The 25,926-nt window shown below is 64.1% G+C and carries 25 protein-coding genes, 1 other RNA gene and 1 riboswitch; of the genes, 8 read left to right on the top strand and 18 right to left on the bottom strand.

Going from position 1 to position 25,926, the window contains the following annotated elements; all coding sequences use genetic code 11:
- Positions 1–54: 54 nt before the first annotated feature.
- The 4 genes from aceF to FLQ03_RS11495 all read right to left on the bottom strand — a co-directional run bounded on the left by aceF (position 55) and on the right by FLQ03_RS11495 (position 6,793).
- A complete protein-coding gene (gene aceF, locus FLQ03_RS11510; RefSeq protein ID WP_144370881.1) occupies positions 55–1,728 on the bottom strand; it encodes a dihydrolipoyllysine-residue acetyltransferase in 1,674 nt (557 codons plus the stop codon).
- A gap of 110 nt (positions 1,729–1,838) precedes the next feature.
- Complete coding sequence (aceE, locus tag FLQ03_RS11505; protein WP_144370880.1) at positions 1,839–4,502, bottom strand: pyruvate dehydrogenase (acetyl-transferring), homodimeric type; 2,664 nt, start codon at positions 4,500–4,502, stop codon at positions 1,839–1,841.
- 392 nt (positions 4,503–4,894) lie between these two features.
- On the bottom strand, positions 4,895–6,334 hold the full coding sequence (locus tag FLQ03_RS11500) for a beta-barrel assembly-enhancing protease (RefSeq protein WP_144370879.1): 1,440 nt from the start codon (positions 6,332–6,334) through the stop codon (positions 4,895–4,897).
- 126 nt (positions 6,335–6,460) lie between these two features.
- Positions 6,461–6,793, bottom strand: coding sequence for an ArsR/SmtB family transcription factor (locus FLQ03_RS11495; RefSeq protein ID WP_144370878.1), 333 nt, complete (start codon positions 6,791–6,793; stop codon positions 6,461–6,463).
- A gap of 368 nt (positions 6,794–7,161) precedes the next feature.
- Between FLQ03_RS11495 and FLQ03_RS11490 the strand changes: the two genes are divergently transcribed.
- The 8 genes from FLQ03_RS11490 (at position 7,162) to FLQ03_RS11455 (ending at position 12,663) form a co-directional block, all read left to right on the top strand.
- On the top strand, positions 7,162–8,187 hold the full coding sequence (locus tag FLQ03_RS11490; RefSeq protein WP_240802262.1) for a DUF2804 domain-containing protein: 1,026 nt from the start codon (positions 7,162–7,164) through the stop codon (positions 8,185–8,187).
- Entirely contained in the window at positions 8,181–8,618 is a 438-nt protein-coding gene (locus FLQ03_RS11485) for a GNAT family N-acetyltransferase (protein WP_144370877.1), read from the top strand. Before FLQ03_RS11490 ends, FLQ03_RS11485 begins: the two co-directional genes overlap by 7 nt.
- A 184-nt stretch (positions 8,619–8,802) precedes the next feature.
- Positions 8,803–9,366 carry a beta-class carbonic anhydrase gene (locus tag FLQ03_RS11480; RefSeq protein WP_144370876.1) on the top strand — a complete coding sequence of 188 codons (564 nt, stop codon included), beginning with the start codon at positions 8,803–8,805 and terminating at the stop codon, positions 9,364–9,366.
- A complete protein-coding gene (nadD, locus tag FLQ03_RS11475) occupies positions 9,350–10,006 on the top strand; it encodes a nicotinate-nucleotide adenylyltransferase (RefSeq protein WP_144370875.1) in 657 nt (218 codons plus the stop codon). Before FLQ03_RS11480 ends, nadD begins: the two co-directional genes overlap by 17 nt.
- A 120-nt stretch (positions 10,007–10,126) precedes the next feature.
- Positions 10,127–10,498 (top strand): ribosome silencing factor, encoded by a 372-nt coding sequence (gene rsfS / locus FLQ03_RS11470; RefSeq protein WP_144370874.1) that lies wholly within the window; start codon positions 10,127–10,129, stop codon positions 10,496–10,498.
- A 141-nt stretch (positions 10,499–10,639) separates the two neighbouring features.
- Entirely contained in the window at positions 10,640–11,110 is a 471-nt protein-coding gene (gene rlmH / locus FLQ03_RS11465) for a 23S rRNA (pseudouridine(1915)-N(3))-methyltransferase RlmH (RefSeq protein WP_144370873.1), read from the top strand.
- Between the two features lie 88 nt (positions 11,111–11,198).
- Positions 11,199–11,711: a YcnI family copper-binding membrane protein gene (locus tag FLQ03_RS11460; RefSeq protein WP_144370872.1), complete on the top strand. Its 513-nt coding sequence runs from the start codon at positions 11,199–11,201 to the stop codon at positions 11,709–11,711.
- Positions 11,712–11,826: 115 nt separating this feature from the next.
- Positions 11,827–12,663, top strand: a complete 837-nt coding sequence (locus FLQ03_RS11455) for a lytic transglycosylase domain-containing protein (RefSeq protein ID WP_240802261.1) — start codon at positions 11,827–11,829, stop codon at positions 12,661–12,663.
- Between the two features lie 72 nt (positions 12,664–12,735).
- Here the strand turns inward: FLQ03_RS11455 and holA are convergent, their stop codons facing one another.
- The 14 genes from holA to FLQ03_RS11385 all read right to left on the bottom strand — a co-directional run bounded on the left by holA (position 12,736) and on the right by FLQ03_RS11385 (position 25,910).
- Complete coding sequence (holA, locus tag FLQ03_RS11450; RefSeq protein ID WP_144370871.1) at positions 12,736–13,758, bottom strand: DNA polymerase III subunit delta; 1,023 nt, start codon at positions 13,756–13,758, stop codon at positions 12,736–12,738.
- Complete coding sequence (locus FLQ03_RS11445) at positions 13,733–14,257, bottom strand: LPS-assembly lipoprotein LptE (protein ID WP_144370870.1); 525 nt, start codon at positions 14,255–14,257, stop codon at positions 13,733–13,735. Before FLQ03_RS11445 ends, holA begins: the two co-directional genes overlap by 26 nt.
- A gap of 93 nt (positions 14,258–14,350) precedes the next feature.
- The gene (gene leuS / locus FLQ03_RS11440) at positions 14,351–16,966 is read right to left on the bottom strand and encodes a leucine--tRNA ligase (protein WP_144370869.1); all 2,616 of its coding nucleotides are present in this window, start codon (positions 16,964–16,966) and stop codon (positions 14,351–14,353) included.
- Positions 16,967–17,084: 118 nt separating this feature from the next.
- Positions 17,085–17,465, bottom strand: a complete 381-nt coding sequence (locus FLQ03_RS11435) for a hypothetical protein (protein ID WP_144370868.1) — start codon at positions 17,463–17,465, stop codon at positions 17,085–17,087.
- Between the two features lie 11 nt (positions 17,466–17,476).
- The gene (locus FLQ03_RS11430; protein ID WP_144370867.1) at positions 17,477–18,289 is read right to left on the bottom strand and encodes a sulfite exporter TauE/SafE family protein; all 813 of its coding nucleotides are present in this window, start codon (positions 18,287–18,289) and stop codon (positions 17,477–17,479) included.
- Positions 18,289–18,747: an EVE domain-containing protein gene (locus FLQ03_RS11425; RefSeq protein WP_144370866.1), complete on the bottom strand. Its 459-nt coding sequence runs from the start codon at positions 18,745–18,747 to the stop codon at positions 18,289–18,291. Before FLQ03_RS11425 ends, FLQ03_RS11430 begins: the two co-directional genes overlap by 1 nt.
- A 27-nt stretch (positions 18,748–18,774) precedes the next feature.
- Positions 18,775–19,368, bottom strand: a complete 594-nt coding sequence (locus FLQ03_RS11420; protein ID WP_144370865.1) for a 5-formyltetrahydrofolate cyclo-ligase — start codon at positions 19,366–19,368, stop codon at positions 18,775–18,777.
- A 28-nt stretch (positions 19,369–19,396) separates the two neighbouring features.
- A non-coding RNA gene (ssrS, locus tag FLQ03_RS11415) (6S RNA) lies at positions 19,397–19,580 on the bottom strand.
- A 15-nt stretch (positions 19,581–19,595) separates the two neighbouring features.
- Complete coding sequence (locus FLQ03_RS11410; protein ID WP_144370864.1) at positions 19,596–19,913, bottom strand: cell division protein ZapA; 318 nt, start codon at positions 19,911–19,913, stop codon at positions 19,596–19,598.
- Positions 19,910–20,113, bottom strand: a complete 204-nt coding sequence (locus FLQ03_RS11405; protein ID WP_144370863.1) for a hypothetical protein — start codon at positions 20,111–20,113, stop codon at positions 19,910–19,912. The genes FLQ03_RS11410 and FLQ03_RS11405 overlap by 4 nt, the downstream gene beginning before the upstream one ends.
- A gap of 21 nt (positions 20,114–20,134) precedes the next feature.
- The gene (locus tag FLQ03_RS11400; protein ID WP_206210954.1) at positions 20,135–21,010 is read right to left on the bottom strand and encodes a cobalamin-binding protein; all 876 of its coding nucleotides are present in this window, start codon (positions 21,008–21,010) and stop codon (positions 20,135–20,137) included.
- Complete coding sequence (gene cobU / locus FLQ03_RS11395) at positions 21,007–21,540, bottom strand: bifunctional adenosylcobinamide kinase/adenosylcobinamide-phosphate guanylyltransferase (protein WP_144370862.1); 534 nt, start codon at positions 21,538–21,540, stop codon at positions 21,007–21,009. The genes FLQ03_RS11400 and cobU overlap by 4 nt, the downstream gene beginning before the upstream one ends.
- 138 nt (positions 21,541–21,678) lie before the next feature.
- Complete coding sequence (locus FLQ03_RS11390; RefSeq protein ID WP_144370861.1) at positions 21,679–23,499, bottom strand: TonB-dependent receptor domain-containing protein; 1,821 nt, start codon at positions 23,497–23,499, stop codon at positions 21,679–21,681.
- Positions 23,500–23,622: 123 nt separating this feature from the next.
- Positions 23,623–23,825: riboswitch (cobalamin riboswitch) on the bottom strand.
- Positions 23,826–23,930: 105 nt separating this feature from the next.
- On the bottom strand, positions 23,931–25,910 hold the full coding sequence (locus tag FLQ03_RS11385; protein ID WP_144370860.1) for a TonB-dependent receptor: 1,980 nt from the start codon (positions 25,908–25,910) through the stop codon (positions 23,931–23,933).
- Between the last annotated feature and the right edge of the window lie 16 nt (positions 25,911–25,926).

Raw genomic sequence — 25,926 nt, 5'->3', positions numbered from 1 at the left:
CGCCATTACTGTGTGGTGGGCACGGCCATGGGCCTTTGCCCACCCTACCGGTGATTACAGGATCAGGCGACGTACGTCGGACAGCAGCTTGCCCAGGTACACGGTGAAGCGGGCCGCAGCGGCGCCGTCGATCACGCGGTGGTCGAAGGACAAGCTCAGCGGGCACATCAGGCGCGGTGCAAACTCCTTGCCGTTCCATACCGGCTTGATCTGGCTCTTGCACACGCCGAGGATGGCCACTTCCGGCGCATTCACGATCGGGGTGAAGCTGGTGCCGCCAATGCCGCCCAAGGACGAGATGGTGAAGGTAGCGCCTTGCATATCGGTCGGCTTCAGCTTGCCGTCGCGCGCCAGCGCGGACAGCTCGGTCAGCTCCTTGGCGATCTGCTTGATGCCCTTCTGGTCCACGTTCTTGATCACCGGTACCACCAGGCCGTTCGGCGTGTCGGCAGCAAAGCCGATGTGGTAGTACTGCTTCAGCACCAGGTTGTCACCGTCCAGCGAGCTGTTGAAGGTGGGGAACGCCTTCAGCGCTTCGGCGGCAGCCTTGATGATGAAGGCCAGCGGGCTGATCTTCAGGCCGGACTTTTCCCATTCCTTGCCGATGGTCTTGCGGAAGTCTTCCAGCTCGGTAATGTCGCACTCGTCGTTGAACGTGACGTGCGGGATCATCACCCAGTTGCGGCTGAGGTTGGCGCCAGAAATCTTCTGGATGCGCGACAGCGGCTTGGTTTCGATCGGGCCGAACTTGGCGAAGTCCACCTTCGGCCACGGCAGCAGGTCCAGGCCCACGCCGCTGCCTGCCGGTGCGGCGGCAGCCGGTGCCAGGGCAGCCGGGTTCTGCATGATGGCTTTCACGAAGCCCTTCACGTCGTCTTCAACGATACGGCCTTTGCGACCGGAACCCTTCACCTTGGACAGGTCCACGCCCAGTTCGCGCGCCAGCTTGCGTACCGACGGGCCGGCGTGCGACTTGGCAAAACCGGCTTCGTTGAACGCGGCAGCCACGGCAGCGGCCACCGGGGCCACTACCGGGGCGGCGGCCGGCACGGCTACCGGGGCAGGGGCGGCGGCAGGGGCCGGCGCAGCGGCTACGGGGGCCGGCGCGGCAGTAGCCGGTGCAGCGGCGGCGCCGGCACCTTCTACCACCACGATCAGGTCGCCTTCGCTGGCCTTGTCGCCTACTTTCACCTTCACTTCCACCACGCGGCCGGCGGCGGTAGCCGGCACTTCCATGGTGGCCTTGTCGGTTTCCAGCGTGATCAGGCTGTCGTCCACCTTGATCTCGTCACCTACTTTGACCGATACCTCGATCACGTCCACACCGCTGTGGCCGCCGATGTCCGGAATGCGGATCTCGCTGCGGCCAACGTTGGCCGCAGCGGCCGGGGCAGCCGCAGGGGCCGGTGCCGGGGCGGCTACCGGAGCCGGTGCAGCAGCCACCGGGGCAGCCACGGCAGCAGCCGGCGCCGGCGCGGCCGCCGCAGCGCCCACTTCGATGATGGCGATGACGTCGCCTTCGGAGATCTTGCCGCCCAGTACCGCGCGCACTTCTTTCACCACACCAGCGGCTTCGGCCGGCACTTCCATGGTGGCCTTGTCGGTTTCCAGCGTGATCAGGCTGTCGTCAACGGCAACGGTCTGACCCGGCTGGATGAATACTTCGATGATGTCTACATTGCTGTGCCCACCGATGTCGGGCACTTTCAGTTCGATCAGATTGCTCATGGCTTTATCCACATCGTGGGGCAGCAGGCGCCACGGCGCCGGCTGCCTCTATTCGGCTAGTGCAGGGGCGCCGTGCGGCGCGCCCTGCCCCAAGGTTGGCCGCAGGCGGCTTATACCTTCCAGCTCGGCAGCTTGTTCACGTTGATGCCGTACTTGGTGATGGCTTCCTGTACGCGGGCGCCGTCTACCTTGCCCTCGCGTGCCAGTGCCGACAGGGCGGCAACCACCACGTAGTAACGGTTCACTTCGAAGAACTCGCGCAGCTTGGCGCGGCTGTCGGAGCGGCCGAAACCGTCGGTACCCAGCACCACGTAGCGACCCGGTACGTATTCGCGGATCTGGTCGGCGTAGTTGCGGATGTAGTCGGTTGCTGCCACCACCGGGCCACTGCGGCCGGCCAGCTGCTGTTCCACGTAGGACGCGCGTTGCTCGCCAACCGGGTTCAGCAGGTTGTGGCGGGCGGCTTCCATGCCGTCACGACGCAGCTGGTTGAAGGAGGTGACGCTCCAGATGTCGGACGCGATGCCGAAGTCGTTGCGCAACAGGTCGGCGGCGGCAATCACTTCGCGCAGGATGGTGCCGGAGCCCATCAGCTGTACTTTCACCTCGGCGTCGCCGCCGTCCTTGAACAGGTACATCCCTTTCAGGATGCCGTCTTCGGCGCCCTGCGGCATGGCCGGGTGGGTGTAGTTCTCGTTCATCAGGGTGATGTAGTAGAACACGTCCTCTTGTTCCACATACATGCGGCGCAGACCGTCCTGCAGGATTACGGCCAGCTCGTAGGCGAAGGTCGGATCGTAGCTGATGCAGTTCGGGATCAGGCCGGCCTGGATGTGGCTGTGGCCGTCTTCGTGCTGCAGGCCTTCACCGTTCAGGGTGGTACGGCCGGCAGTGCCGCCCAGCATGAAGCCGCGGGCACGCATGTCGCCCGCTGCCCAGGCCAGGTCGCCGATACGCTGGAAGCCGAACATCGAGTAGTAGATGTAGAACGGAATCATCGGGATGCCGTGGTTGGCGTAGCTGGTCGCTGCCGCAATCCACGAGGACATCGCGCCCGGCTCGTTGATGCCTTCCTGCAGCATCTGGCCGTCTTTGGATTCCTTGTAGAACATCAGCTGGTCGGCATCCTGCGGTACGTAGTTCTGACCTTGGGTGGACCAGATGCCGTACTGGCGGAACATGCCTTCCATACCGAAGGTACGCGATTCGTCCGGCACGATCGGCACGATCTGTTTGCCGATGTTCTTGTCTTTCAGCAGGATGCCCAGCTGACGCACGAAGGCCATGGTGGTGGAGAACTCGCGCTCGCCGGAATCGGTGAACTGGCTGTCGAACACGTGCAGGCCCGGTACCGCCAGCGGGGTTTTCACCGGCTTGCGGGCCGGCAGGTAGCCGCCCAGCGCAGCGCGGCGCTCGCGCATGTACTGCATTTCCGGGCTGTCTTCGGCCGGCTTGTAGTACGGTACTTTTTCCAGATCTTCATCGGAGATCGGGATGGCAAAACGGTCGCGGAACTTGCGCAGGTTTTCCAGCGCCATTTTCTTGGCCTGGTGCGCCACGTTCTGGGCTTCGCCGCTGGAACCCATGCCGTAACCCTTGATGGTCTTGGCCAGGATCACGGTCGGACGACCGTTGGCGTTGTGGGTGGCTTCGTAGTACGCCGCGTACACCTTGTGCGGGTCGTGGCCGCCGCGGTTGAGGTTGAAGATCTCCTCATCCGACATGTTGGCCACCATCTCGCGCAGCTCCGGGTACTTGCCGAAGAAGTGTTCGCGAACGTAGGCGCCGTCTTTGGATTTGAACGTCTGGTAATCGCCGTCCACGCACTCGTCCATGCGCTTCTTCAGCAGGCCTTTGGTGTCCATGGCCAGCAGCGGGTCCCAACGCGAGCCCCAGATCACTTTCAGCACGTTCCAGCCGGAACCGCGGAAGTCGCCTTCCAGTTCCTGGATGATCTTGCCGTTACCGCGAACCGGGCCGTCCAGACGCTGCAGGTTGCAGTTGATCACGAATACCAGGTTGTCCAGGCCTTCGCGCGCCGCCAGGGCGATGGCACCCAGCGATTCCGGTTCGTCCATCTCGCCGTCGCCGCAGAAGCACCACACCTTGCGACCCGGGGTCTTGGCCAGGCCACGGCTTTCCAGGTACTTCAGGAAACGGGCTTGGTAGATGGCCATCAACGGGCCCAGGCCCATCGATACGGTAGGGAACTGCCAGAAATCTTCCATCAGCCACGGGTGCGGGTAGGAAGACAGACCGTTGCCGTCCACTTCCTGGCGGAAGCTGTCCATCTGCTCTTCGGAGATGCGGCCTTCCAGGAAGGCACGAGCGTACACGCCCGGGGCAATGTGGCCCTGGAAGTACACCAGATCGCCTTCTTGCTCGTCGTTGTGGGCGCGCCAGAAGTGGTTGAAGCCGACGTCGTACAGGGTGGCGGACGACTGGAAGGAGGCAATGTGGCCACCCAGTTCCAGGTCTTTTTTGCCGGCGCGCAGCACCATGGCCATCGCGTTCCAGCGGTTGATGGAGCGGACGCGGTGTTCCAGCTCGTGGTTGCCCGGCGACTTCTGTTCTTTGCCTACCGGGATGGTGTTCTGGTAAGCCGTGGTGGCTTCGAATGGCAGGTGGGCGCCGCGACGACGGGTGCGCTCAACCATTTTTTCCAGCAGGAAATGGGCGCGTTCCGCACCGTCGTTGTCCAGTACGGACTCCAGCGCATCGGTCCATTCGTGGGTTTCAACCGGATCGATATCGTCAGGGTAGATTGCTGCCATCTCACATCCTCACATTCTTGTTTGGGGCACCTTGTCGCGACGCCCTGCATTTTGCTTCTGGCCCGGGGGTACGGGCCGCTTTGGTACAGCACGGATTATAAGCGAACATTTTCGCAAATAAAATTTGCGGAAACGAAAACTTTCTTACACGGTGCAGAGTGTAAATCGTGCCTGCAATCAGGCGGAATAGGCTATTGGGGTTTTCACTGAAAAGCAGCTTTAAAATCAGGGATATTGCGCCGCATCATGTTGTATTTTTGCGATTGCTACAGGCAGGTAACCTTGTTGTGACGCGACTACGCGCAAAGCGCGGCCAGACGGCGTCGGCGCGGAATCGCGCCTGGGCGGCCAACCGTTGCCGAGCCGCTGCCACCCTGCGGGGCGAAAGCAGCTCAGGGCGCGCTCTGGCGCTGGGCGTCCAGCTCGCGCAAACGGGCTTCGATGGCCGAGCGCAGGTAGAAGTCATCGCCCTTGGCGCGGCTGGCCAGCTGGTATTGCAAGCGTGCGGAATCGAACTTTTGTTCGAAAAAGAACGCGTTGCCCAGCGCAGCGTGGTAACGCAAGGGGTCGGCTTCGCCATAACTGCGGGCCGCCAGCCGCCACAGCAACGGGTCGTCGCCGTAACGCTGCAAGGCCTGGTCGATGGCCTGGCGCGCCTCGGCAGCACGGCCGGCCTGCAACAGGGTATCGATCAGGGCCAGCCGCAAGCCGCGTCGCGCCGGCCACGTTTGCATGGCCTGCTGGTAAGTCTGGACTGCCGCGGCCAACTGGCCGCTAGCGCGCTGGATGTCGCCGCCCAGTAACAGTACGGATGGATGCTGGCCCAGCGCCTGCAGCAGCGCCGGCATCGCCGCCGCAGCAGCCGCCACATCGCCCTGCGCCAGCCAGGTACGCGCCTGGCCGTACAAGGTGGCGCCTTTGTCCAGGTAACGGCCATCGCGCAGGGCCAGCTGGTAGTAGCTGGCCGCATCGGCATTCCCCAGCGTGACCACGCGCAGTTTTTCACGCATCAGCAGGAAATCGGTACTGTTGGGCCGCATCTTCAGCGGGAACGCCTGGGCGCGGCTCTGGCTTTCGCTGATGCGCTCCACCGTCAGCGGGTGGGTGCGCAGAAAACCGAAACTGTTGTTGTCGTTGTGGCGCTGGTCCTGCTGCAGGCGCTGGAAAAAAGCGGGCATGGCGCGCGGGTCGTAGCCGGCTGCCACCAGATACTGCATGCCCAGGCGGTCGGCCTCGCGCTCGAAATCGCGGCTATAGGCCAGTTGCTGGCTGGCGGACAAGCCGACGCCGGCATTGATGGCGGCAAAGGTCGCATCACTATTGCTGCTGCGGGCACCGGCCAGCGCGCCGGCCAGCACGGCGGCCAACAGCCAGAGCTGGCTGCGCCCCTGGTTTTCCTGCATGCGCGCCAGGTGGCGCTGGGTGACGTGGGCAATCTCGTGCGCCAGCACCGCGGCCACCTCGGCTTCGCTTTGCGCGCTCAACAACAGGCCGCTGTGGACGCCAATGACGCCGCCAGGCAAGGCAAACGCGTTGATGCTGCGATCGTTGACGGCGAAAAAGTTGAACTGCAGCTGCGGCGCCTGCGCGGTGGCCGCCAGCGTGCGGCCCAGATCGTTCAAGTAATCGCCCACTTCGGCATCGTCGATGACGTCGCCTTCGTCGCGCAGCGAGCGCAGGATGTCACGACCAATGCGGTTTTCGTCGGCTTGCGACAACGCCGACTCGGCGACGGTGCCCAGATTGGGCAGCTCGTGCGCGCTGCTGGCGGTGGCAGACCCAAGCAGGGACAAGGCGGTTGCCAGGGCAACCAGGCGGGAAGGTAGCGTCATGCCGGTATGATAGAGGGGGCTGCGGAAAAGTTGCAGCCCTGCCGGCTTGCACCAGCAGGGCTGTGGTCGGGCTGATCGTCACATTCCGCCACCCGGCACCGGCGCGGCGGAATGTGGCAGGCCGGGTCAGTCGCGCGGTTCCAGGTCGCAAACGGCGTCGGGCTGCTGACCGCAATACAGGCCGTACAGGGTCTCCAGAATGGACAGCGCTTCCTGGCTGGCCACGCGGTAGTAGATCCATTTGCCTTCGCGGCGGGTGCTGACCAGCGCTTCGTTGCGCAGCACGCCCAGTTGCTGCGACAGGGTAGGCTGGCGGATGCCGGTGAGCTTTTCCAGCTCCGACACGGTGCGCTCGCCAGCGACCAGCTGGCACAACAACAGCAACCGGTCGGGGTTGGCCAGACTCTTCAGCAGGCTGGCCGCGCGGTTGGCGTTATCGTGCAACACAGTCAAATCCATGTGATGACCCTCTATATCTGTCTCTGTCTTGGTCCACCGCAGGGTGTGGATATTATGCATTTATTGATAGTGTAAAAGCCAAGCCGATGCCAGCACTATGACATGCCACCCGGCCAAGCGGCCAGCCGGCTTAATCGCCGAGTGAAAGCTGCCACCAATGTAACAAAACCTGACAAATAGTAGCAGGATTGATTACGACTCTCACTGCTTGCGCCTGAGCACACGGCCAGTGGCGGTGTCGCAGCATGACAACACAATGACGTTGCCGTAGCGCATCTGGCCAGACAAGCTGCCGTCATCTGACACCCTAACGTGGCCAACATGCCGGCATCACCCGCCAACAGGCCATTGTGCGCTAGACTGCTGCCATGTCCACTGTTGCGGTACGCACCGCCCCTGCCATGGTTTCCAGTGTCCTTCCGCCGGCCCCTGCCAAGCTGGTGCACGAGCGCGGCATTCCGGCCTTCGGTACCTACCGCGGCCAGATAGACCACTTATCGTGGCAAGCGTTGCAGCTATCGCCGTGGCAACGCCTGCTGCGGCCGCTGCATCACAAGCGCTGGCAGTACGCGGCGCTGGCGCACGAGCACTATTTCATCGGCGTGGCCGTGGTGGATGTGGGCTGGATCAGCACCGCTTTTGCCTACCTGTTTGACCGCCGCCAGCGCTGCCTGCTGGCGGATTTCAGCGCCGATGGCCTGCCACTGCTTTCGGCCCAGCTGGAAAACCGCCCCTTCGGCGATGCCACCTTCCAGCGCGGCGGCCAGCGCATTGCCTTCCGTCGGGCCGAGCAGCGGCTGGAGCTCACTATCAATACCGACGGTTTCAAGCTGGCCGCGCATATCGCGCTGCCGGCAGCCGACCAGACGCTGGCGGTGATCGCACCCGCCAACTGGCAAGCGCACGCCACCCATAAAAGCAGCGCCCTGTCGGTGAGCGGCTTTGCCGAGGCAGGCGGGGAGCGCTTTGCGCTGGATGGCGCCAGCGCCAGCCTGGACGCTTCAAACGGCCTGCTGGCGCGCGAAACCCGCTGGCGCTGGGCCAGCGCCCACGCACCGGGGCTAGGCTTCAACCTGCAGGCCGGTTATATGGGGGACGCCGAAAACGCAGTGTGGCTGGACGGCCAGCTGCTGCCGGTGGCGGCAGCCCATTTCGAGTACGATGCGGCCAACCCGCTGGCACCGTGGCGCATCCACACCGAAGATGGCGCGGTCGACCTGCAATTCCACCCCGAAGGCGCCCGCGCCGAAAACAAGGACCTGTTCATCGCCGCCAGCCGCTATATCCAGCCCATAGGCCACTTCAGCGGCACCCTGATCCACCCCGAGACCGGCCGCGCCTATCCGGTGCAGCAACTGGCCGGCGTCACCGAAGACCACTACTCGCGATGGTAACGCTGCGCCCCGCCCGCCCCGACGACCTCGCCGCCCTGGCGCCGCTATGCGGCCAACTGGGCTACCCGGCCACGCCGGCACAGCTGGCGCCCAGGTTGGCCGCCCTGCTGGCCCGGCCGGACGTGCACCTGATCTTGGTGGCAGAAAGCGAGGGCCGCGTATGCGGCTGGCTGCACGGCTACGTGCGCCCGCTGTTGGAATCCGACCCGGCGCTGGAAATCGGCGGCCTGGTGGTGGCAGAAGCCGCCCGCGGCCAGGGTATCGGTAGCCAGCTACTCGATGCCGCCGAAAGCTGGGCACGGCAACAGGGGCTGACGCTGATCACCCTGCGCAGCCACGAACAACGCAGCGATGCCCACCGTTTCTACCAGCGCCAGGGCTACCACGTCGCCAAACGCCAGCTGTGCCTGCGCAAGCCGCTTGCGCCATGAATGGCAGCGGCGTGGTAGCATGGCGCCCGCTATCGATAGAGCAAACACACCAAATAGCCCGTAGCGGCGGCTACCACCCGTGGCCTGCCAACCGTGCCGCCCGGCCAGACCCGGCTGCGGCCACGCTACCCCTGCCGGTGGCCACCCAGCCCGGTGCCCCGCCGGCGGCGACAAGGAGAACCCGATGGGACTGCTGAATTCCCTGCTGGAACATAACCGCGCCTTCGTGGAAGCGCGCGAGTACGAACAATTCCAGACCGACAAGTTTCCGGACAAAAACCTGGCGGTACTGGCCTGCATGGACGCCCGCCTGGTCGAGCTGCTGCCCAAGGCCATGGGCCTGAAGAACGGCGACGCCAAGCTGATCAAGAACGCCGGCGCACTGGTGACCCACCAGTGGGGCTCGGTGATGCGCAGCCTGCTGGTGGCCGTGTACGAACTGCGCGCCGAAGAAGTGTGCGTCGTTGCCCACCACGACTGCGGCATGCGCGCCATCGACCCGGCTCGTATTCTGGCCAACGCACAAGAACGCGGCGTCAGCGCCGACACCATCAGCACGCTGCGCGGTGCCGGCATCGACCTGGACGGCTGGCTGAAAGGCTTCGATAACGTGCAAGACAGCGTACGCCACACCGTCAGTACCATCCGCAGCCACCCGCTGATGCCCAAAGACATCCCGGTACACGGCCTGGTCATCCACCCGGCTACCGGCCAGCTCGACCTGATTGTGGATGGCTACGCCGGCTAACCGCTTGCCGTGCGTCGGCGTGTTCGGCGGCACCTTCGACCCGGTGCACGCTGCCCACCTGCGCATGGCCGACGCCTTCTGGCAGCAATGCCGGCTGACACAGCTGCACCTGGTGCCGGCCGGCCAACCCTACCACCGCGCACAAGGGCCGCAGGCCAGTGCCGAACAGCGGCTGGCCATGCTGCAGCTGGCCATTGCCGGCCGCCCCGGCTGGCTGGCAGACGACCGCGAGGTACACCGCCCGCGCCACGCCTACACCATCGAAACACTGGAAGAAATCCGCGCCGAGCTGCCCGCCGGCAGCGCACTATGGTTTCTGGTAGGCGGCGACTCGCTGCAAAACCTGCACACCTGGCACCGTTGGCGCGAGTTGTTCGACGTGGCCAACCTGGCGGTGGCCGTGCGACCCGGCTTCGACCCCGCACACTTGCACCCCGACATCGCCCGCCGCTGGCAGGCGGCGCAAGTGGCTGATTTTTCAAACAGCGCGCCTTCCGGTACAATGCGCGCCCTGACCTTGCCACCCGTCCCCCTCTCCGCCACCCAGCTGCGTACGCAACTGGCCCAGGGCGAAGACTGCAGCGGGCAGATTGCCAAGCCGGTTCTGGCCTATATCCGCCAGCACCAGCTATACCGGTAGACAGTGGCAGGCAGCACCCGCACGCGCCGCTGTCCGCGGCCGTTCGTTCTTTACGGGACCTCTTTCGACACCGGACGCTGACGTGCCATTACGTCCCCGAAAAATGACTCAAGGAATACCATGGAAGTTCAAGACATCGCCAAACTGGCCATCGAAGCCCTCGAAGATGTAAAAGGCAAAGACATCGTCGAGATGGATACCACCCAGCTGACCTCGCTGTTTTCGCGCCTGATCGTCTGCACCGGCGACTCCAACCGCCAAGTGAAAGCCCTGGCCAACAACGTGGCCGTCTCGCTGAAAGAAAAAGGCATTGAACTGGTGGGTACCGAAGGCCACGAAAGCGGCGAATGGGTACTGGTCGACGCCGGTGACGTGGTAGTACACGTGATGCTGCCGGCCGTGCGCGACTACTACGATATCGAAGCCCTGTGGGGCGGCCAGAAGCCGTCCTTCGTGCCGGTGGGCGGTCGCCCCTGGAACGCGGCCGTTTAAGCCTGTTGTCACGGTCCGGCATGGGCGCGCCAGCGCCATGGCGACAACGCCGGGCGGGCCGTACACACACCAAGCCGTAGCCACACAAGGTTGGCCGCAATGCCGCAAGGCGTTGCGGCCAACCGCGTTTCAGGAGCAAGCATGAAGATCACCCTGCTGGCCGTGGGCAGCAAAATGCCGCGCTGGGTCGACGACGCCTTTGCCGACTACAGCAAGCGCTTCGGTCGCGACATCCAGTTCGAGCTGAAAGAAATCAAGCCGGAAAAACGCGGCGGCGGCGTCACCGCCGAAAAAGGCATTGCCGCCGAGCACGAGCGCATCGTGGCGGCCATCCCCCCGCGCAGCAAGCTCGTCATCCTGGACGAGCGCGGCAAGAACTGGACCTCGGTGCAACTGGCCGGCGCCATGAAAGACTGGATGGCCGGCGGTGACGACATCTGCATCGTTATCGGCGGTGCCGACGGCCTGTCACAAGCGCTGAAAGCGCGCGCCGACATCATGCTGCAGCTGTCGGCCATGACGCTGCCGCACGGCATGGTGCGCGTACTGCTGGCCGAACAGCTGTACCGCGCCTACTCCATCCTGAACAACCATCCCTACCACCGCGAGTAAGCGGCCACTGCGGCAATTTGCCGCATGGCCAGCGCGCCTGCAGCTGCCTAGACTCCCAACCCAAACCCATCCGTTTGGAGCTCATACCATGAAAACCCTGCTGCTTGGCGCCGTGGTGGCGCTGACCACCCTGCCCGCCCTGGCCCACGTCAGCCTGGAAACCCAGCAAGCCGTCGCCGGTAGCGGTTACAAGGCCGTGTTGCGCGTGCCGCACGGCTGCGACGGTAGTCCCACCACCAGCATTCGCGTGCTGCTGCCGGAGGGCTTCCGTCTGGCCAAACCGATGCCCAAGGCGGGCTGGCAGCTGAGTACCGTCAAACGCAGTGTGGTGCCGTTTGATAACCACGGCACCCAAGTCACCGAAGACGTCACCGAAATCGAGTGGCGCGGCGGCATGCTGCCGGACGACTTTTATGACGAGTTCGTGTTCCGCGGCACCCTGCCCGAGCGCGCAGGTGAAAGCGTATGGTTTAAAGTGGTGCAGCAATGCGTGCGCGGCGAAACGCGTTGGGAAGAGATCCCAGCCGGCAACAAAGCCCCGGCCAAGCCGGCCGCCGGCGTTAAACTGCTGCCGCCCGCAGCGGGGGCGCACAGCCACTGACGCCGGTTTTTCCTGGCAGCAAAAGGGCGCGACTGCGCCCTTTTGCCGTTTTTTTAGGCAAATTTTTTTCTGGCGGCCAACACCCCGCAAAGCCAGCTATAGCAGGCTTTAAGCCATGGGGATGCAGCAAAACCCCACCTGCCATCGCCACACATTCCGGCAAAAACTGGAAATTTCTCCGAAGAATCAGTACCATGCGCGTTCCGCCCGCAAGGGCATTGGTTCTTTACTCATGACGAAACGACCGATACTGGCCGGCCTGATCGCCGCTTTTGCCGTTTCTGCCGCTTGGGCAGACAGCTGGAGCGATATCCAAACCGATCATGCGCTGGGCCTTTACCGCGAGCTGGATGACGCCATTGCGCCGGGTCTGGGCAGCAAGCTTAGCCCCGAAGCAGTACCGCCTTTCCGTAAGCCCCCGGCCGTCGCAGCCATCAGGAAGCTCGATATCCCGGTAGTTACCGCGCCGTCCTACGACAAGCGCCAGGCTGCCACTTTCAACAAACTGATCGCAAAAGTTGCCCGCGAGCAAAAAGTCGATCCCCAACTGCTGCACTCCATCATCACGGTGGAGTCGGGTTACGACCCGGAAGCGCTGTCGCCCAAGGGTGCACAGGGCCTGATGCAGCTGATGCCGCAAACCGCTGCCCGCTTTGGCGCCAGCAACCCGGCAGACCCGCTGGAGAACCTGCGGGCAGGCGCGCGCTATCTGCGCTTCCTGCTCACCGAGTTCAAACATGACATGCCCCTGGTGATCGCCGCCTACAACGCCGGCGAAGGCAGTGTCAGCAAGTACCGCAACAGCATCCCGCCCTATCCGGAGACCCGGAAGTACGTGGCCAAGGTGCTGGCTTCCTACGAGAAGCGCACAGGTCAAAACCTGTTGCTGGCGGCACCGGCCACCCCGAATGGCCGGGTACGCGTGACCCTGTCTGCGGATACTCCGCTATAAGCCAGACGCCTGCGCACCGCGCAGCAAAAAGGCCGGATCGTACGATCCGGCCTTTTTTTCATGCTGCTGCCCTTAGCGTACCGCCAGGCTGGCGGCCAGCCGTTTCAGGCTGTGCCAGGCGTCGCCTTGCTCGACACCCTTGATCTGGCGGTCGATGCGCGCGCACTCGGCCAACGCCTCGGTCAGACGACGGGCACCGATGCGCTGCACTGCCGGTGCGGCCAACCTTTGCTTGTCGCCCCACAGCCGCAGCTCGCCGGCCATGTCGCGTACCTGGCGGCCATCCTTCAGGCCACGCCCCAGCTTGATCAGCATGCGCACGTCTTCGGTAAACGACCACAACACCAGCACAGGCGCCTCGCCTTCCGCTTCCAGCCCGTCCAGCATGCGCATGGCACGGGCGGTATCGCCGGCCAGCCAGCTTTCCGACAAATGGAATACGTCAAAGCGCGCCACGTTGGCCACCGCTTCGCGAATGGCGTCCAGCCCCAGCTCGCCCTTGGGGTACAACAGCGCCAGCTTGTCGATTTCCTGGCGGGCGGCCAGCAGGTTGCCTTCCACGCGGTCGGCAAAGAACGACGCCGCCTCGCTGCCGATCTGCTGGCCCTGCGCCTTCAGACGGCGGCTGATCCACGCCGGCAGCTCGTTGCGGCCCACCGGGCGCGCCTCGACCAGCACGGCGTGCTTTTCCAGCGCGGCAAACCACTTGGCCTTCTGCTGGGTTTTATCCAGCTTGGGCAGTTGCAGCAGCGTCACCGTGTCCTGCGGCGGGTTGGCCGCCAGCTGCTGCAGCGCCTCTCCGCCTTCCGTGCCGGGCTTGCCGCCGGGAATGCGGATCTCCAGCAGCTTCAGGCTGGCAAACAGCGACACGCTGCAGGTGGCGTCGTGCAGGCGCGACCAGTCGAAGTGGCCGCCCTCGACGGTGAGCACCTCGCGCTCGTCGTAACCGGCCGCCCGTGCCGCCGTACGGATGGCATCGGCGGCTTCCAGCGCCAGCAGTGCCTCGTCACCGAACACCACGTACAGCGGTGCCGGCGCCGCACCGCGCGCCAGCTGCTCTTTCAGCACCTCAGGGCTGAGATGCTGGCTTGGCATGGCCATCGGTACCAGGTTTGGGCAGGTAGGACAGGCGACGGATCAGCTGTTCAGCCGCGTCGCGGCGCATATCGGCCCACAGCATGGCCTCTTCGCGCTCCTTGCCCAGCACGTTTGCATCGCTATAGCTGAGTTCGCGGCGTACCACCACGCTCAGCGGCTGCGGGGCATCGTCCTGCCGGCGCTGTACCGTCGCGTCGACGCGGTACACCAGCAGGTACTCGTTGACCTTGCCGCCACGGTTGATGGTCAGGATGTCCTTGCGGCTTTCTTCGGCGGTCACACGGAACACCGCCTCGGCCGGGCTGCGCTGGCTCAGGCGGCCGTCGCGTTGCAGCGCCACTTTCAGCGCCTCGTCCAGCGAGCCGGTTTCCTGCAGGCTGATGCTGGTGAAGGACAACGGCGCCAGCGGTGCCGACATGCCGCGCAGGTGAAAGCCGCAACCGGCCAGCAGGCTAAGGCCCAATGCCAGAACGGCGCAATGCAGGGTTCGCTTCATAGGGGGTTTCCGATAGCAAACAGGCGCGGCCGGTGCCACGCCTGGTGGGTCAGCCCCGCTGCCTGGCAGCGGGGCAAGCAGGCGGCGGCCGCCTTACACCACGATGTTGACCAGACGGCCCGGCACCACGATGATTTTCTTGGCCGGCTTGCCTTCCATGAACTTGATCACGTTCTCGTGCGCCAGCGCGGCGGCTTCGATCACGTCCTTGCCGGCGTCGGCGGCGACGGTCACGCTGCCACGCAGCTTGCCGCATACCTGCACCATCAGTTCGATCTCGCTCTTCACCAGCGCAGCCTGGTCTACCTGCGGCCAGGCCTGGGCCAGCAGCTCGGTACCCGGCTTCAGGCCGCTCCACAGCGCGTCGGTCACGTGCGGCACGATCGGCGCCAGCAGCAGCACGGCGGCTTCCAGCACTTCCTGCGCCACGGCGCGGCCAACGTCACCGCTGGTATCGGCCTTGTCGTAGGTGTTCAGCAGCTCCATCACCGCCGCGATGGCGGTGTTGAACTGCAGGCGGCGGCCGTAGTCGTCGGTCACTTTCTGGATGGTGCTGTGCAGCTTGAAGCGCAGCTCTTTCTGGCTGGCGTTCAGTTCGCCGCCGCTGTACGGCGCTACCACGCCGGCTGCCACGTGTTCGCGGCCCAGCTTCCACAGCCGCTTCAGGAAGCGGTGTGCGCCTTCCACGCCAGCGTCGGACCATTCCAGGCTCTGTTCCGGCGGCGCGGCAAACATCATGAACAAGCGCGCGGTGTCGGCACCGAACTTCTCGATGAACTCTTGCGGGTCCACGCCGTTGTTCTTGGACTTGGACATCTTCTCGATGCCGCCGATGGTCACCGGCTGGCCGTCCACGCGATGGGTAGCGGCGATGATCTTGCCCTTGGCGTCGCGCTCCAGCACCACGTCTTGCGGCGCGATCCAGTCTTTGCTGCCGTTGGGCAGGTCGCGGTAGAAGGTTTCGCAGATCACCATACCCTGGGTCAGCAGGCTCTTGAACGGCTCGTCGCTGTCTACCAGGCCTTCGTCACGCATCAGCTTGTGGAAGAATCGCGCGTACAGCAGGTGCAGAATGGCGTGTTCGATGCCGCCGACGTACTGGTCTACCTGCAGCCAGTAGTTGGCCGCGTCCTTGTCCAGCATGGCGGTGTCGCATTTCGGGCTGGCGTAGCGGGCGTAGTACCAGCTGGATTCCACGAAGGTGTCCATGGTGTCGGTTTCGCGCTTGGCCGCACCGCCACACGTCGGGCACGTGGTTTCGTAGAATTCCGGCATCTTGGCCAGCGGGCTGCCGGCGCCGTCGGGGATGACGTTTTCCGGCAGTACCACCGGCAGGTCTTTTTCCGGTACCGGTACGTCGCCGCAGCTCGGGCAGTGGATGATGGGGATCGGGCAGCCCCAGTAGCGCTGGCGGCTGATACCCCAGTCGCGCAGGCGGTACTGGGTTTTCTTGGTGCCGGCGGCCTTGGCTTCCAGGTCGGCCACGATGGCGTCGAAGGCGGCGCTGAAGTCCAGGCCGTCGTACTTGCCGCTGTTGCGGGTGATCAGGCCTTCCTTGGCGCCGTACCAGTCTTGCCAGGTGCTGGCGTCGAAGTTGTCGTCGCCGGCGGCCGGGGCGTACACCTGGGTGATCGGCAGGCTGTATTTGTTGGCGAATTCGAAGTCGCGCTCGTCGTGCGCCGGCACCGCCATCACAGCGCCTTCACCGTAGCCCCACAGCACGTAGTTGGCCACCCATACCGGCAGCTTGGCGCCGGTGAGCGGGTGAACCACGAACAGGCCGGTGTCCATGCCTTTCTTTTCCATCTTGGCCACGTCGGCCTCGGCCACGGAGCCGGCCTTGCATTCGGCGATAAAGGCCTGCAGCGCCGGGTTGGCCGCCGCAGCCTGGGTGGCCAGCGGGTGCTCGGCCGCCACCGCCACGTAGGTGGCACCCATCAGCGTGTCCGGGCGGGTGGTGTACACCTTCAACTGGCCATCATGGCCGATGCTGTCCACGTCGTAGGCAAAGGCCACGTCGGAGCCGAAGCTCTTGCCGATCCAGTTGCGCTGCATGGTCTTCACTTGCTCCGGCCAGCCGTCCAGCTTGTCCAGATCGTTCAGCAGCTCGTCGGCGTAACGGGTGATGGCGAAGTAGTACATCGGGATCTCGCGCTTTTCCACCAGCGCGCCGGAGCGCCAGCCGCGGCCATCCACCACCTGCTCGTTGGCCAGCACGGTCTGGTCGACCGGGTCCCAGTTCACCACGCCGTTCTTCTTGTAGATGACGCCCTTCTGGAACAGGCGGGTGAACAGCCATTGTTCCCAGCGATAGTAGTCGGGCTTGCAGGTGGCCAGCTCGCGCTCCCAGTCCAGGGCAAAGCCCAGGCTATCCAGCTGCTTTTTCATGTATTCAATGTTGGCGTAAGTCCACGCCGCCGGCGCGCCGCCGTTTTTCATGGCAGCGTTTTCTGCCGGCAGGCCGAAGGCATCCCAGCCCATCGGCTGCAGTACGTTAAAGCCCTGAGCGCGCTTGAAGCGGGCCAGCACGTCGGTAATGGTGTAGTTACGCACGTGACCCATGTGCAGCTTGCCGGACGGGTACGGGAACATCGACAGCGCGTAGTACTTGGGACGGGTGGTATCTTCCACGGCCTTGAAGGCAGCGGTTTTTTGCCATTTCTGCTGGGCGGCGGCTTCAAGCTCGCGCGGGCTGTATTGTTCTTGCATGGGGATCTCTTGGCGCAAAAAAGCGTGAAAATTCAATCGGACCATTATAACGACGCAGGCTGCCAGTGCCTACACGGCGTCTGGCAGCCTGCCGAAAAAGACCGTGGCCGGCCTGCACTCAGGGGCAGGGCTTGCGCTGCCAGCCCTGCGCACCACGGTAGCAGCGCTGCTCTGCCAGCTGACGGGTGATGTACCAGCGGCCATCGCCGCCGCGGATCAGCTGCAGCGTCCAGCGCCGGGCGCGCACGCTGTCGTCCAGCAGGCCATCCTGCTGGATGCTGACGCTGACGCGGTCGAACGATTCCGGCTGGCTGCGCTGGCTGATGCGCAGGCGCGCGTACTCGAACTGGCCGTCGCGGCCCATATCGGGCGCCAGATAGGCCAGCGCCACCTGCACCGGCAGCTCGCCGGGCTGGCCGGTGTACAAAGGCCCGTTGTCGGCAGCATGAACAGCTGCGGCCAACCCTGCCAGCAGCCAGCCGGCGATAGTGCGCTTCATGGCAACTCCTTTTAGGCGTGCCGCAGCAGCGACCACAGCATCTCGCTGGCCATCACCGTCATCAGCACGGCAAAGGCCTTTTTCAGTTTCGGCACCGGCAGGCGGTGCGCGGCACGCGCGCCCAGCGGGGCGCACAGCACGGTCATCAGCATCAAGGCGCCCATGGCTGGCAGATAGATAAAGCCCAGGCTGCCCCACGGCAAACCGGCCACGCCCCAGCCGCTGGACAAGTAACCGGCAGCACCGGCTACCGCAATCGGCCAACCCAGCGCGGCGCTGGTAGCGATGGCGGTATGTACCGGCACATTGCACCAGCTCATGAACGGCACGCTCATCGAGCCACCACCGATGCCCACCCAGCTGGAGATCATGCCGATCACGCTGCCAGCGCCTGCCTGCCCGATGCGGCCTGGCAGGTTGCGACTGGCTGGCGGCTTGGCACCCAGAAACATCTGGGCGCCGATCACGTAGGCATACACCACGAAAAACCATTTCAAGCCATTGCTGGGGATGAAGCCGGCCAGCAGGCTGCCGGCAAAAGTGCCCAGCACCATCGCCGGGGCCATGCCGCGCACGATGGCCCAGTTGACCGCGCCTTTCTTGTGGTGCTCGCGCACGCTGGCAAAACTGGTAAACACCATCACCGCCAGCGAGGTGCCCACCGCCAGGTGCTGTACGTGGTTGCCCCCCAGGCCGGCGGCTTCGAGCACCCCCACCACCACCGGCACGATCACCAGACCACCACCTACCCCCAGCAGACCGGCCAGGAAACCGGCCAGTGCGCCAAAACCCAGCAATACGGCAAACATCGTCAGCGACAGCATCAGAGTACGTGCTCCTGCAGATAGGCCCACTCGTCGGGCGTGACCGGGGTAATGGACAGCCGGTTACCGCGCGCCAGCACGGTCATGCCCAGCAAGGCCGCATGCTGGCGCAATTCTGCCGGCGACACCAGCCGCGTCTTGCGCACGAAGCGTACGTCCACGCATTGCCAGCGCGGCTTGTCGGGGTGGGACTTGGGGTCGAAATAAGGGCTGGCCGGGTCGAACTGGCTGGGGTCGTCGTGCGCCGGTGCCACCACTTCGGCAATGCCGGCAATGCCCGGCTCGGGGCAGGAGGAATGCCAGAACAGCAGCAGGTCGCCCGGCTGCATCTGGTCGCGCATGAAGTTGCGCGCCTGGTAATTGCGCACGCCGGTCCACACGAAATGGCGCTGCGGCTCGGCTTGCAGGTGGTCGATACCGACGTCGTCGGGCTCGGATTTCATCAGCCAGTAGGCCATAACGCGTCCTTTGCTGGATGGGGCCGATCAGGCAAAGCGGTGCAGGCCGCTCTCGGTCAACAGGTAATCGAGACGCACGTCCCACGGTTCGCGCGGCACACGGGCCACGCGCTGGCAGTCGTAGGCCACACCCACCAGCAACGGTTTGCCGTAACGCGGGTGACGGCGACGAAAAGCCAGCGTGCTGTCGTAGAAACCGCCGCCCTGCCCCATGCGGTAGCCGTCGGCATCAATACCCAACAAAGGCACAAACAGCACGTCCAGCCGCTCGGCACGCAGCTGCGGGCCGGCGTACTCGGCAATGCCGTAGCGCGGGTGGGTATACCAAAGGTTGGCCGCACCCAGACGGGCGAACCACAGCCGGCGCCCGCGCTGCGGGATCACCGGCAGGTACAGCGCCGCACCACGGCCGCGCGCGGCGGCCATCAGCGGCGCCATATCCAGCTCGCTACCGGCGGCGATATAGGCACCCAGGTGCTTGCCACGGCGCAACAAGCGCGAGGCATGGCGGGCAATGGCGCGAGCAGCCTGCTGGCGATAGGCACGCGGCAAAGCCATACGCGCACGACGCAAGGTTTTGCGCAGCTGGGCCTTGTCGCGGAGCGGGTCGGCAGCGGTCATCGGGGTTCAGGGGAAAAGCAGGGGGAGGGAGTCCCCCGCGAGTGTCGATCGGGCAAAATTCGCTTGTACCCTGTTTCCAGGGTGGTCGCCCGCCCGTTGCTTCGGGCACATCCGGCTAAGGGACGCGGCACACCTGCAACCATGGCTAGCAACCGTAGCGAACGCATTGGTACAAAGGAATTTGGGAGCCTTCTCGAACACCGCAGGGGGTAGACGGATGTTCTGTACTAAGCGCTGAGGCCTGGCTGACCGGCGTTGAGCACCTGGTCAGCGGCTTCGCTCATACTGCGTATTTTACGCTGGATTATTGCCATCTCCAAGCCACCATCGCCTACTTTCACTTTCAACAGATCGTGAGCAATGTTCAGCGCCGCCATGATCGCCACTTTGTCGGTGTCCATCACGCGGCCAGAGGCTTGAATGGTATCGATTTTTTCGCCCAGCAAGCGCACTGCCTGCTCCAGCGTTTCGCGCTCTTCCACCGGGGTGGCGATGGAAAACTGGCGCCCCAGCAAGGTGATATCGAGTTGAACCACGTCACTCATGCTTCTTCCTCCTTGGGCAGGCGCTCTACCAGCAGCGCCACGCGGCGGCGCGTTTCTTCCAGGCCGAACTTCATTTCGGCGTTCTCGCGCATCGCTTCGGCCAGGGCGGCGGCGAAGCGGCTGTTTTGGGTTTCCAGCTCGTGAATGCGTGCGATCAGCGCAGCGACACGGCCTTCCAGATATTCGAGTTCGTGTTCCATGGCGGCGAGCATAGCCAAGCGCTACCGGGGCGTCAAACCCAGCTTTTGCCTGGCAAGATCCAGAGTGGTACAGAGTTGTTCGGCAGCGCCGGCCAGACGGGGGCCGGGCCGGCTAATCGTGTCCTGATCCACGGTAACTTGCAAGCCTTTTGCCACTGCCGGCAGTTGCGGCCAACGTTGCCACGCCGCGTGCAGCGCCGGGCTGAAGGCCAGCATCAGTTGCGGACGGGCCAGGATCACCGCTTCGGTGCTCACTTGCGGCGCCGGCAGCGCCAGGCCGGCAAACACGTTGCGGCCGCCGCACTGGGTTATCAGCGCCCCCAGAAAGCTCTGCCCGCTGACGGTAAAAATGGGCTGCTCGCCGATTTGCATGAACACCCGCACCGGGGCGCTGTGGCGATAACGCTGTTGCAGCCGGCTCATGCGCTGCTCGAACTGCGCGGCCTGGACCTCGGCGCCGGCCTGCTGGCCGCTCAGGGTACCCAGGGCGCGCATCTCGCGCGGGATATCGGCCGGCAGCACCGGCGCACTGTAGTAAACCGGTATGCCCATCTCGCGCAGCTTCTGCACCGTGCGCAGGTTGCCACCGTCGCGCCAAGCCACGATCAGGTCCGGCTGCTGTTGCAGGATGGCCTCCACGTTCAGGCCGCTATAGCCGCCCACGCGCGGCAACTGGCGCGCCGCAGGCGGGTAATCGCTGTAATCCACCGCCGCCACCAGCTGTTTGCCGGCGCCGATGGCGTAGAGCGTTTCCACCGCGTGCGGCACCAGTACCACGATGCGCTTGGCCGGTGCCGGCAGTACCACGCTATTGCCCATGCCGTCACGTACCGCCACGCCGGCTTGAGCAGTCGTAGCCAGCAGCAGGCAGGCTGCGGCCAACCCGCGCCGCATCATGGCTGGCCTTTCAGCAGCAACGGTTGGCCGCAGGCCACCAGGCTGACGCGCTGGCACACCGCCGCCACGTCCTGGTTGAGCCGGCCCAGCTCGTCGACAAAATGACGGGTTTCCGCCCCCAGGGGCACCACGCCCCAGCCCACCTCGTTGCTGACCAGCACGATGCTGGCCGCTGGCGCGGCCAATAAGGCCAGCAGCGCGCTGCGCTGTTGCTGCCAGGCGTCGGCGTCAAAGCGGCCATCGGCATCAAAAAAGCGCATCAGCCACATGCCCAGGCAATCCACCAGCTGTAAGCTGCCCGGGGCGGCCTGTTGCAGCACGCTGGCCAGCTCGCGGCCGGCCTCGGCCAGCCCCCAGTGCGCCGGCCGCCGCGCCTGATGGTGGGCGATGCGCTCGGCAAAGGCGGCGTCGGGGCGACGCTCGGCGGTGGCCACGTAGCACACTGCGCCGGCGTGCTGTAGCGCCAGGCTTTCGGCGTAACGGCTCTTGCCGCTGCGGGCGCCGCCGCTAATCAGGTGCGTGGTGGTCATGGTGGATTTCCTGTCAAAACCGGCTTGAGGCCGGCAAGGTAAGACAAACCCCGCGGCCAGGGCAAGCGGGGCGGGTTGGCCGCACGGTGGCGGCCGGTGGGCTGCAGCGCCCGGGGCAAGGCGCCGCGGCGGCCTGGCTTACTGCGCGTAGCGGACGCCGACGAACCAGCCACGGCGTGGCTGATTGTAGTCTTTTACCGTTTCGTAGCGCTTGTCGCCCACGTTGGTCAGCTTGGTGTTCAGCGTCCACTGCTTGTCCAGCTGGTAATCGGCGCCCAGGTTCACCACACCATAACCGCGCAGGTATTCGGCATTGTCGGCACTGGCCGGACGCTTGCCGGCAGCACGCAGCTCGGCACTCAGCGTGGTGCGGTCCAACGCCAGGCTGGCGGTAATACCACCGTGCAGCTTGCTGCGGTACTGCAGCGTCTTGCCGGTTTTCTCGTCGCGCGCACGCTGCGAGGTGATATTGGCAGACAGGTTGATACCGGCGATCACGGTGCTGCCTTCCAGCGTCTGGCCGATGATGCGGGCCTGATCGATGTTCACTACACCGCTAGACAATGCCTGGATCATGTTGTCCAGTTTGTTATCAAACGCGGTCAGCGTCACTTTGCTGCTACCGGCTTTCCATTGCGCCGCCAACTCGCGGTTATGCGCCTGCTCTGGCTTCAGATTCGGGTTGCCGGTATAGGTTGCAGCCGGCCAGTACAGGTCGTTGAAGGTCGGGGCACGGAATGCGGTACCGTAAGCCGCGCGCAACAGCCAGCCCGCGGCCGGCACGAACCCGTAACCGATCTGGCCGGTGCTGTGGCCGCCAAACTGCGAGTTGTCGTCCTGACGCAGGCTACCCTGCAGGCGATGGACGCCGAACTCGCCCTGATAACCAACATACGCTGCATCATTGGTACGACGCGTTTTGGCATAGACGTTTTTGCTCAGCACATGCTGCTCGGTGCTTTCCAGCCCCAGTGCCAGTTGGCCAGCGCTGGCCAGGTCCAGTTCGTTTTGCCATTGCCACTGGTTCTGACGGGTTTCAATATAACTGCTGGCGGTGTTGAAGTTGCCGTTGGTGTAGTTCAGCGACTTGTCGGTGCTGTAGTTGTACCCCAGCGTACTGTTCCAGTTTTGTGCCAGGCGATTGTGCAGTTTTATGCTCTGGCCGGACAGGCGGGACTTGGCCTCGTCCTGGGCTTTGGCCGAGCTGTCGTACTGGTTGATGCTTTCCGACTGGAAGGCGCTCAGGTCCAGGCTGTGGCCCTCGGCCAGCTGGTGCTGCACGCTGGCGTTGTAGGTGGTGTTCTCGAAGCCGTCGCGGTCGGGGTTGTACGTGGACAGGCGATTGCTGCGCGCAGAAATGCCATCCGTCTGGTTGTGGCTGAAGGCCAGGTTGAACGCGGTACGGTCGGCTTTGCCGGCGATGCCGGCGCCGATCACGCGTTTGCCTTCGGCGCCCACGCCCACGTTGGCGCTGAGCGACGGCTTGCCGCTACCACGCTTGGTAAAGATCTGCACCACGCCACCAATGGCGTCGGCACCGTACAGGCTGGACGCCGGGCCGCGCAGGATTTCGATACGCTCGATAGCGTCCAGGTTCAGGTATTCCAGCGAGGTGGTACCGGCCGTGGCGGACACGATACGCACGCCATCGATCAGCACCACGGTCTGCTTGGCGGTGGCACCGCGCAGCATCAAGCTGCTGCTCTTGCCCTCGCCGCCGTTGCTGTAGAACTCCACACCCGCTTCGCGGCTGAGCAGTTCGGCCACGGTGAGGCTGCCGGACTGGGCGATTTCTTCGCGGCCCAGCACGGTCACGTCGGACAACACTTTGGCTACCGGGGTGGTAGTACGGGTGGCGGTCACCACCACTTCATCGAGGGTAACGGGCTGCTTGGCCACGGCCGCCTGGGCACAGGCCAGGGCCACCAGGGTGGCCAGGGGTTTGTTGCTGAAAGACATGTAGACACACTCCGTAAGGACAAAAAGGGAGTGCGGAGAAATAAAGGACACGGCATACCGCCGGCAGGTGCCGGTAGCAGGCTGTCAGATCGCCTCCCCGCGATACTCCAGCTGAGCGCGATTCCGCCGCGCTCGTCGCAGGCCGGTCTCCGGGCTTGGCCATGCCAGCATCGCACCTTCCCGCCGTATGGGCAGTGGTTATCGCGATGCCTGAGGCGTATACGCCCAGGCCTTACCGTTGCGGGGGCAGCGCCGGTCTTGCACCGGCTTCCCGTTTCATCCGTCGCAGCCATGGCAGGACGGACACCTGCAAGCACACCTCATACCGGGCAGCATCCAGACTGGATGCCGCCCTGATACATTGGCGCACTAGGATCGAACATACACCCCCAAGACAGAATCGGTCTGCTCGGGGGCGCGGTACAAACTGGTCAATACTTGATCGTCACGGACGCCTGCATATTGCGGCCCGCTTCCGGGTACAGATTGTATTTACCGGTCGCGCCAGTAGAGCCCGAGCGGATACCGTAGGACGCATACTTTTTATCCAGCAGGTTATTGACGCTCAGCGACACCCCCACCGTCTTGCTGTAGTCGTGGCTGACTTTGGCATTGATCAGGCTGTAAGCCGCGAGCTTGTGGGCAAACTGGTTGGCCTGGTCGTTATCCAGCCGCTGCGAGCCGACGTATTGCCACTGCACGCCCACACGCGTTGCCTGGGACGGTGACCAGCCCAGCGACAGGCTAGCCATGTGCCGCGGCACCAGCGGCACGGTTTTGCCGGCCAGATTGACGCTGTTAGCCACGCCACTGCGGAACGTGGCTTGCTGCCATGTCACGGCGGCGCTCAGGTCAAGGTTGGCCGCAAGCGGTGTCTTGCCTTCCAGTTCCACGCCCTGGCGACGGGTGGGGTCGAGGTTGACGTTGGCAAATGTGAGCGGGTTGTAATGAATTTCACGGTTCAGGTCGTAACGGAACCAGGCCGCACGCACGGCACGCCCGGCTTGCTGCCAGGACAAGCCCAGTTCTTTATCGTGAGAGGTCTGCGGCACAAGCGGGGTAGTGACATAAGCCTGCTCGTCGGCATTGGCCAGACGGAAACTACGCCCCAGCTTGGCATAGCCATCGAGTTGCGGCAGCAGCGCCTGACGAATACCCAGCTGCCAGGCACGCAGCTCTTTATTACTGCGGTAGCTGTTTTCATAACCACTGCTGACCTTGGCACTGTCTTCAACGTGCTGCGAGCGGACACCAGCATTGATCGATGTGCCCTCTGCAGGCCGCAGCAACACATCCACAAAGCCACCGGCGTGGCGTTGCTTTACCTTTTTGCTGGCAGTGCCGTAAGTATCCACGCTATCGACGTCGGCATCGCCGGACATGGCGTCTACACCCAATACCAGGCGATGACGCGCGACATCCTGCTCATAACGCAAGCTGGCGGTCATTTCATCGGTTTTCTGCTGACGCTTGCTGCTGTAGCTGGCACTGATATCTTCGGCTTGCAGCTTCTTGGTCACGCTCGAAACATCCAGCAGCACCATGCCCTCGCCTGCAGCTTGCTTCGCCTGTACGCCCCAAGTGTCGGTCTGGGTGCTCATGTAATCGTTAGGCTTATTGGTACCGCGCGGGTTGCTGGCAAACTCGTCCACGCCATTAGCCGTGTCCACGCTACGCACACCGGGCAAGCGCGTATCCTGGTTGGCGGTGCGGGCGTAGAAGCGCAGCGTGCCATCCTCGTGGCGTAGCGTGGCGGTCAGGCCGCCGCTATCGTTGCGCTCGGCATTGTTCTGCCGGTAGTTGTCGGTGGTGAGCGACTTCACATAAGCATCCAGTGCCACATGCTGGCTACTGGCGTGGCCGGACAAGTCGATTTTTTTCAGGTTATAGCTACCGGCAGTCAACGTCGCCTGCACGCCATCAGCCGCCTTGAAACCGCTGCGGGTAATGATATTGATGACCCCGCCGGTCGCACCGCCACCATAGGCCACGGCGCCACTGCCGCGCACTACTTCAATCCGTTCAATCTGGCTCAGCGGCACCACGCCCAGGTTAGGCGCCGACAGGTCATTGGTGTTTTGTTTCACACCATCTACCAGAATCAGGGTATTGCTCAGGCCGGTGATACCAAAACCACGCAGGTCTACGGCTGCCGTATCGGCAGCACCGCTGCTGTTACGAATCTGGATACCCGCCAGCCCGGACAGCACATCCTGCACCGTACGCGCCGTGCTACTAGCAATATCTTTGGCGGTGATGACAGACACATTCACCGGCAGCTCACGCACTTTATCCTGGCCACGGGAGGCAGTGACCACCACTTCATCGAGGGTAACGGGCTGCTTGGCCACGGCCGCCTGGGCACAGGCCAGGGCCACCAGGGTGGCCAGGGGTTTGTTGCTGAAAGACATGTAGACACACTCCGTA

It is taken from the genome of Vogesella urethralis (genome assembly GCF_007644045.2).
GTDB classification, from domain to species: Bacteria; Pseudomonadota; Gammaproteobacteria; order Burkholderiales; family Chromobacteriaceae; genus Vogesella; species Vogesella urethralis.
Note: the sequence above shows the minus strand (reverse complement) of the source record. Positions and strands in the feature narration are given on the sequence as shown.

Excerpts from the sequence above, each read along its gene's own strand:
- holA (WP_144370871.1), bottom strand. The coding sequence starts at position 13,758 with ATGCCAAGCCAGCATCTCAGCCCTGAGGTGCTGAAAGAGCAGCTGGCG.
- FLQ03_RS11390 (WP_144370861.1), bottom strand. The coding sequence starts at position 23,499 with ATGTCTTTCAGCAACAAACCCCTGGCCACCCTGGTGGCCCTGGCCTGT.
- FLQ03_RS11400 (WP_206210954.1), bottom strand. The coding sequence starts at position 21,010 with ATGATGCGGCGCGGGTTGGCCGCAGCCTGCCTGCTGCTGGCTACGACT.
- FLQ03_RS11420 (WP_144370865.1), bottom strand. The coding sequence starts at position 19,368 with ATGACCGCTGCCGACCCGCTCCGCGACAAGGCCCAGCTGCGCAAAACC.
- FLQ03_RS11490 (WP_240802262.1), top strand. The coding sequence starts at position 7,162 with ATGTCCACTGTTGCGGTACGCACCGCCCCTGCCATGGTTTCCAGTGTC.
- FLQ03_RS11455 (WP_240802261.1), top strand. The coding sequence starts at position 11,827 with ATGGGGATGCAGCAAAACCCCACCTGCCATCGCCACACATTCCGGCAA.
- aceE (WP_144370880.1), bottom strand. The coding sequence starts at position 4,502 with ATGGCAGCAATCTACCCTGACGATATCGATCCGGTTGAAACCCACGAA.
- aceF (WP_144370881.1), bottom strand. The coding sequence starts at position 1,728 with ATGAGCAATCTGATCGAACTGAAAGTGCCCGACATCGGTGGGCACAGC.
- FLQ03_RS11435 (WP_144370868.1), bottom strand. The coding sequence starts at position 17,465 with ATGAAGCGCACTATCGCCGGCTGGCTGCTGGCAGGGTTGGCCGCAGCT.
- FLQ03_RS11495 (WP_144370878.1), bottom strand. The coding sequence starts at position 6,793 with ATGGATTTGACTGTGTTGCACGATAACGCCAACCGCGCGGCCAGCCTG.
- FLQ03_RS11480 (WP_144370876.1), top strand. The coding sequence starts at position 8,803 with ATGGGACTGCTGAATTCCCTGCTGGAACATAACCGCGCCTTCGTGGAA.
- rsfS (WP_144370874.1), top strand. The coding sequence starts at position 10,127 with ATGGAAGTTCAAGACATCGCCAAACTGGCCATCGAAGCCCTCGAAGAT.
- FLQ03_RS11405 (WP_144370863.1), bottom strand. The coding sequence starts at position 20,113 with ATGGAACACGAACTCGAATATCTGGAAGGCCGTGTCGCTGCGCTGATC.
- FLQ03_RS11500 (WP_144370879.1), bottom strand. The coding sequence starts at position 6,334 with ATGACGCTACCTTCCCGCCTGGTTGCCCTGGCAACCGCCTTGTCCCTG.
- FLQ03_RS11460 (WP_144370872.1), top strand. The coding sequence starts at position 11,199 with ATGAAAACCCTGCTGCTTGGCGCCGTGGTGGCGCTGACCACCCTGCCC.
- FLQ03_RS11485 (WP_144370877.1), top strand. The coding sequence starts at position 8,181 with ATGGTAACGCTGCGCCCCGCCCGCCCCGACGACCTCGCCGCCCTGGCG.
- FLQ03_RS11430 (WP_144370867.1), bottom strand. The coding sequence starts at position 18,289 with ATGCTGTCGCTGACGATGTTTGCCGTATTGCTGGGTTTTGGCGCACTG.
- leuS (WP_144370869.1), bottom strand. The coding sequence starts at position 16,966 with ATGCAAGAACAATACAGCCCGCGCGAGCTTGAAGCCGCCGCCCAGCAG.
- nadD (WP_144370875.1), top strand. The coding sequence starts at position 9,350 with ATGGCTACGCCGGCTAACCGCTTGCCGTGCGTCGGCGTGTTCGGCGGC.
- FLQ03_RS11385 (WP_144370860.1), bottom strand. The coding sequence starts at position 25,910 with ATGTCTTTCAGCAACAAACCCCTGGCCACCCTGGTGGCCCTGGCCTGT.
- FLQ03_RS11425 (WP_144370866.1), bottom strand. The coding sequence starts at position 18,747 with ATGGCCTACTGGCTGATGAAATCCGAGCCCGACGACGTCGGTATCGAC.
- FLQ03_RS11410 (WP_144370864.1), bottom strand. The coding sequence starts at position 19,913 with ATGAGTGACGTGGTTCAACTCGATATCACCTTGCTGGGGCGCCAGTTT.
- cobU (WP_144370862.1), bottom strand. The coding sequence starts at position 21,540 with ATGACCACCACGCACCTGATTAGCGGCGGCGCCCGCAGCGGCAAGAGC.
- FLQ03_RS11445 (WP_144370870.1), bottom strand. The coding sequence starts at position 14,257 with ATGAAGCGAACCCTGCATTGCGCCGTTCTGGCATTGGGCCTTAGCCTG.
- rlmH (WP_144370873.1), top strand. The coding sequence starts at position 10,640 with ATGAAGATCACCCTGCTGGCCGTGGGCAGCAAAATGCCGCGCTGGGTC.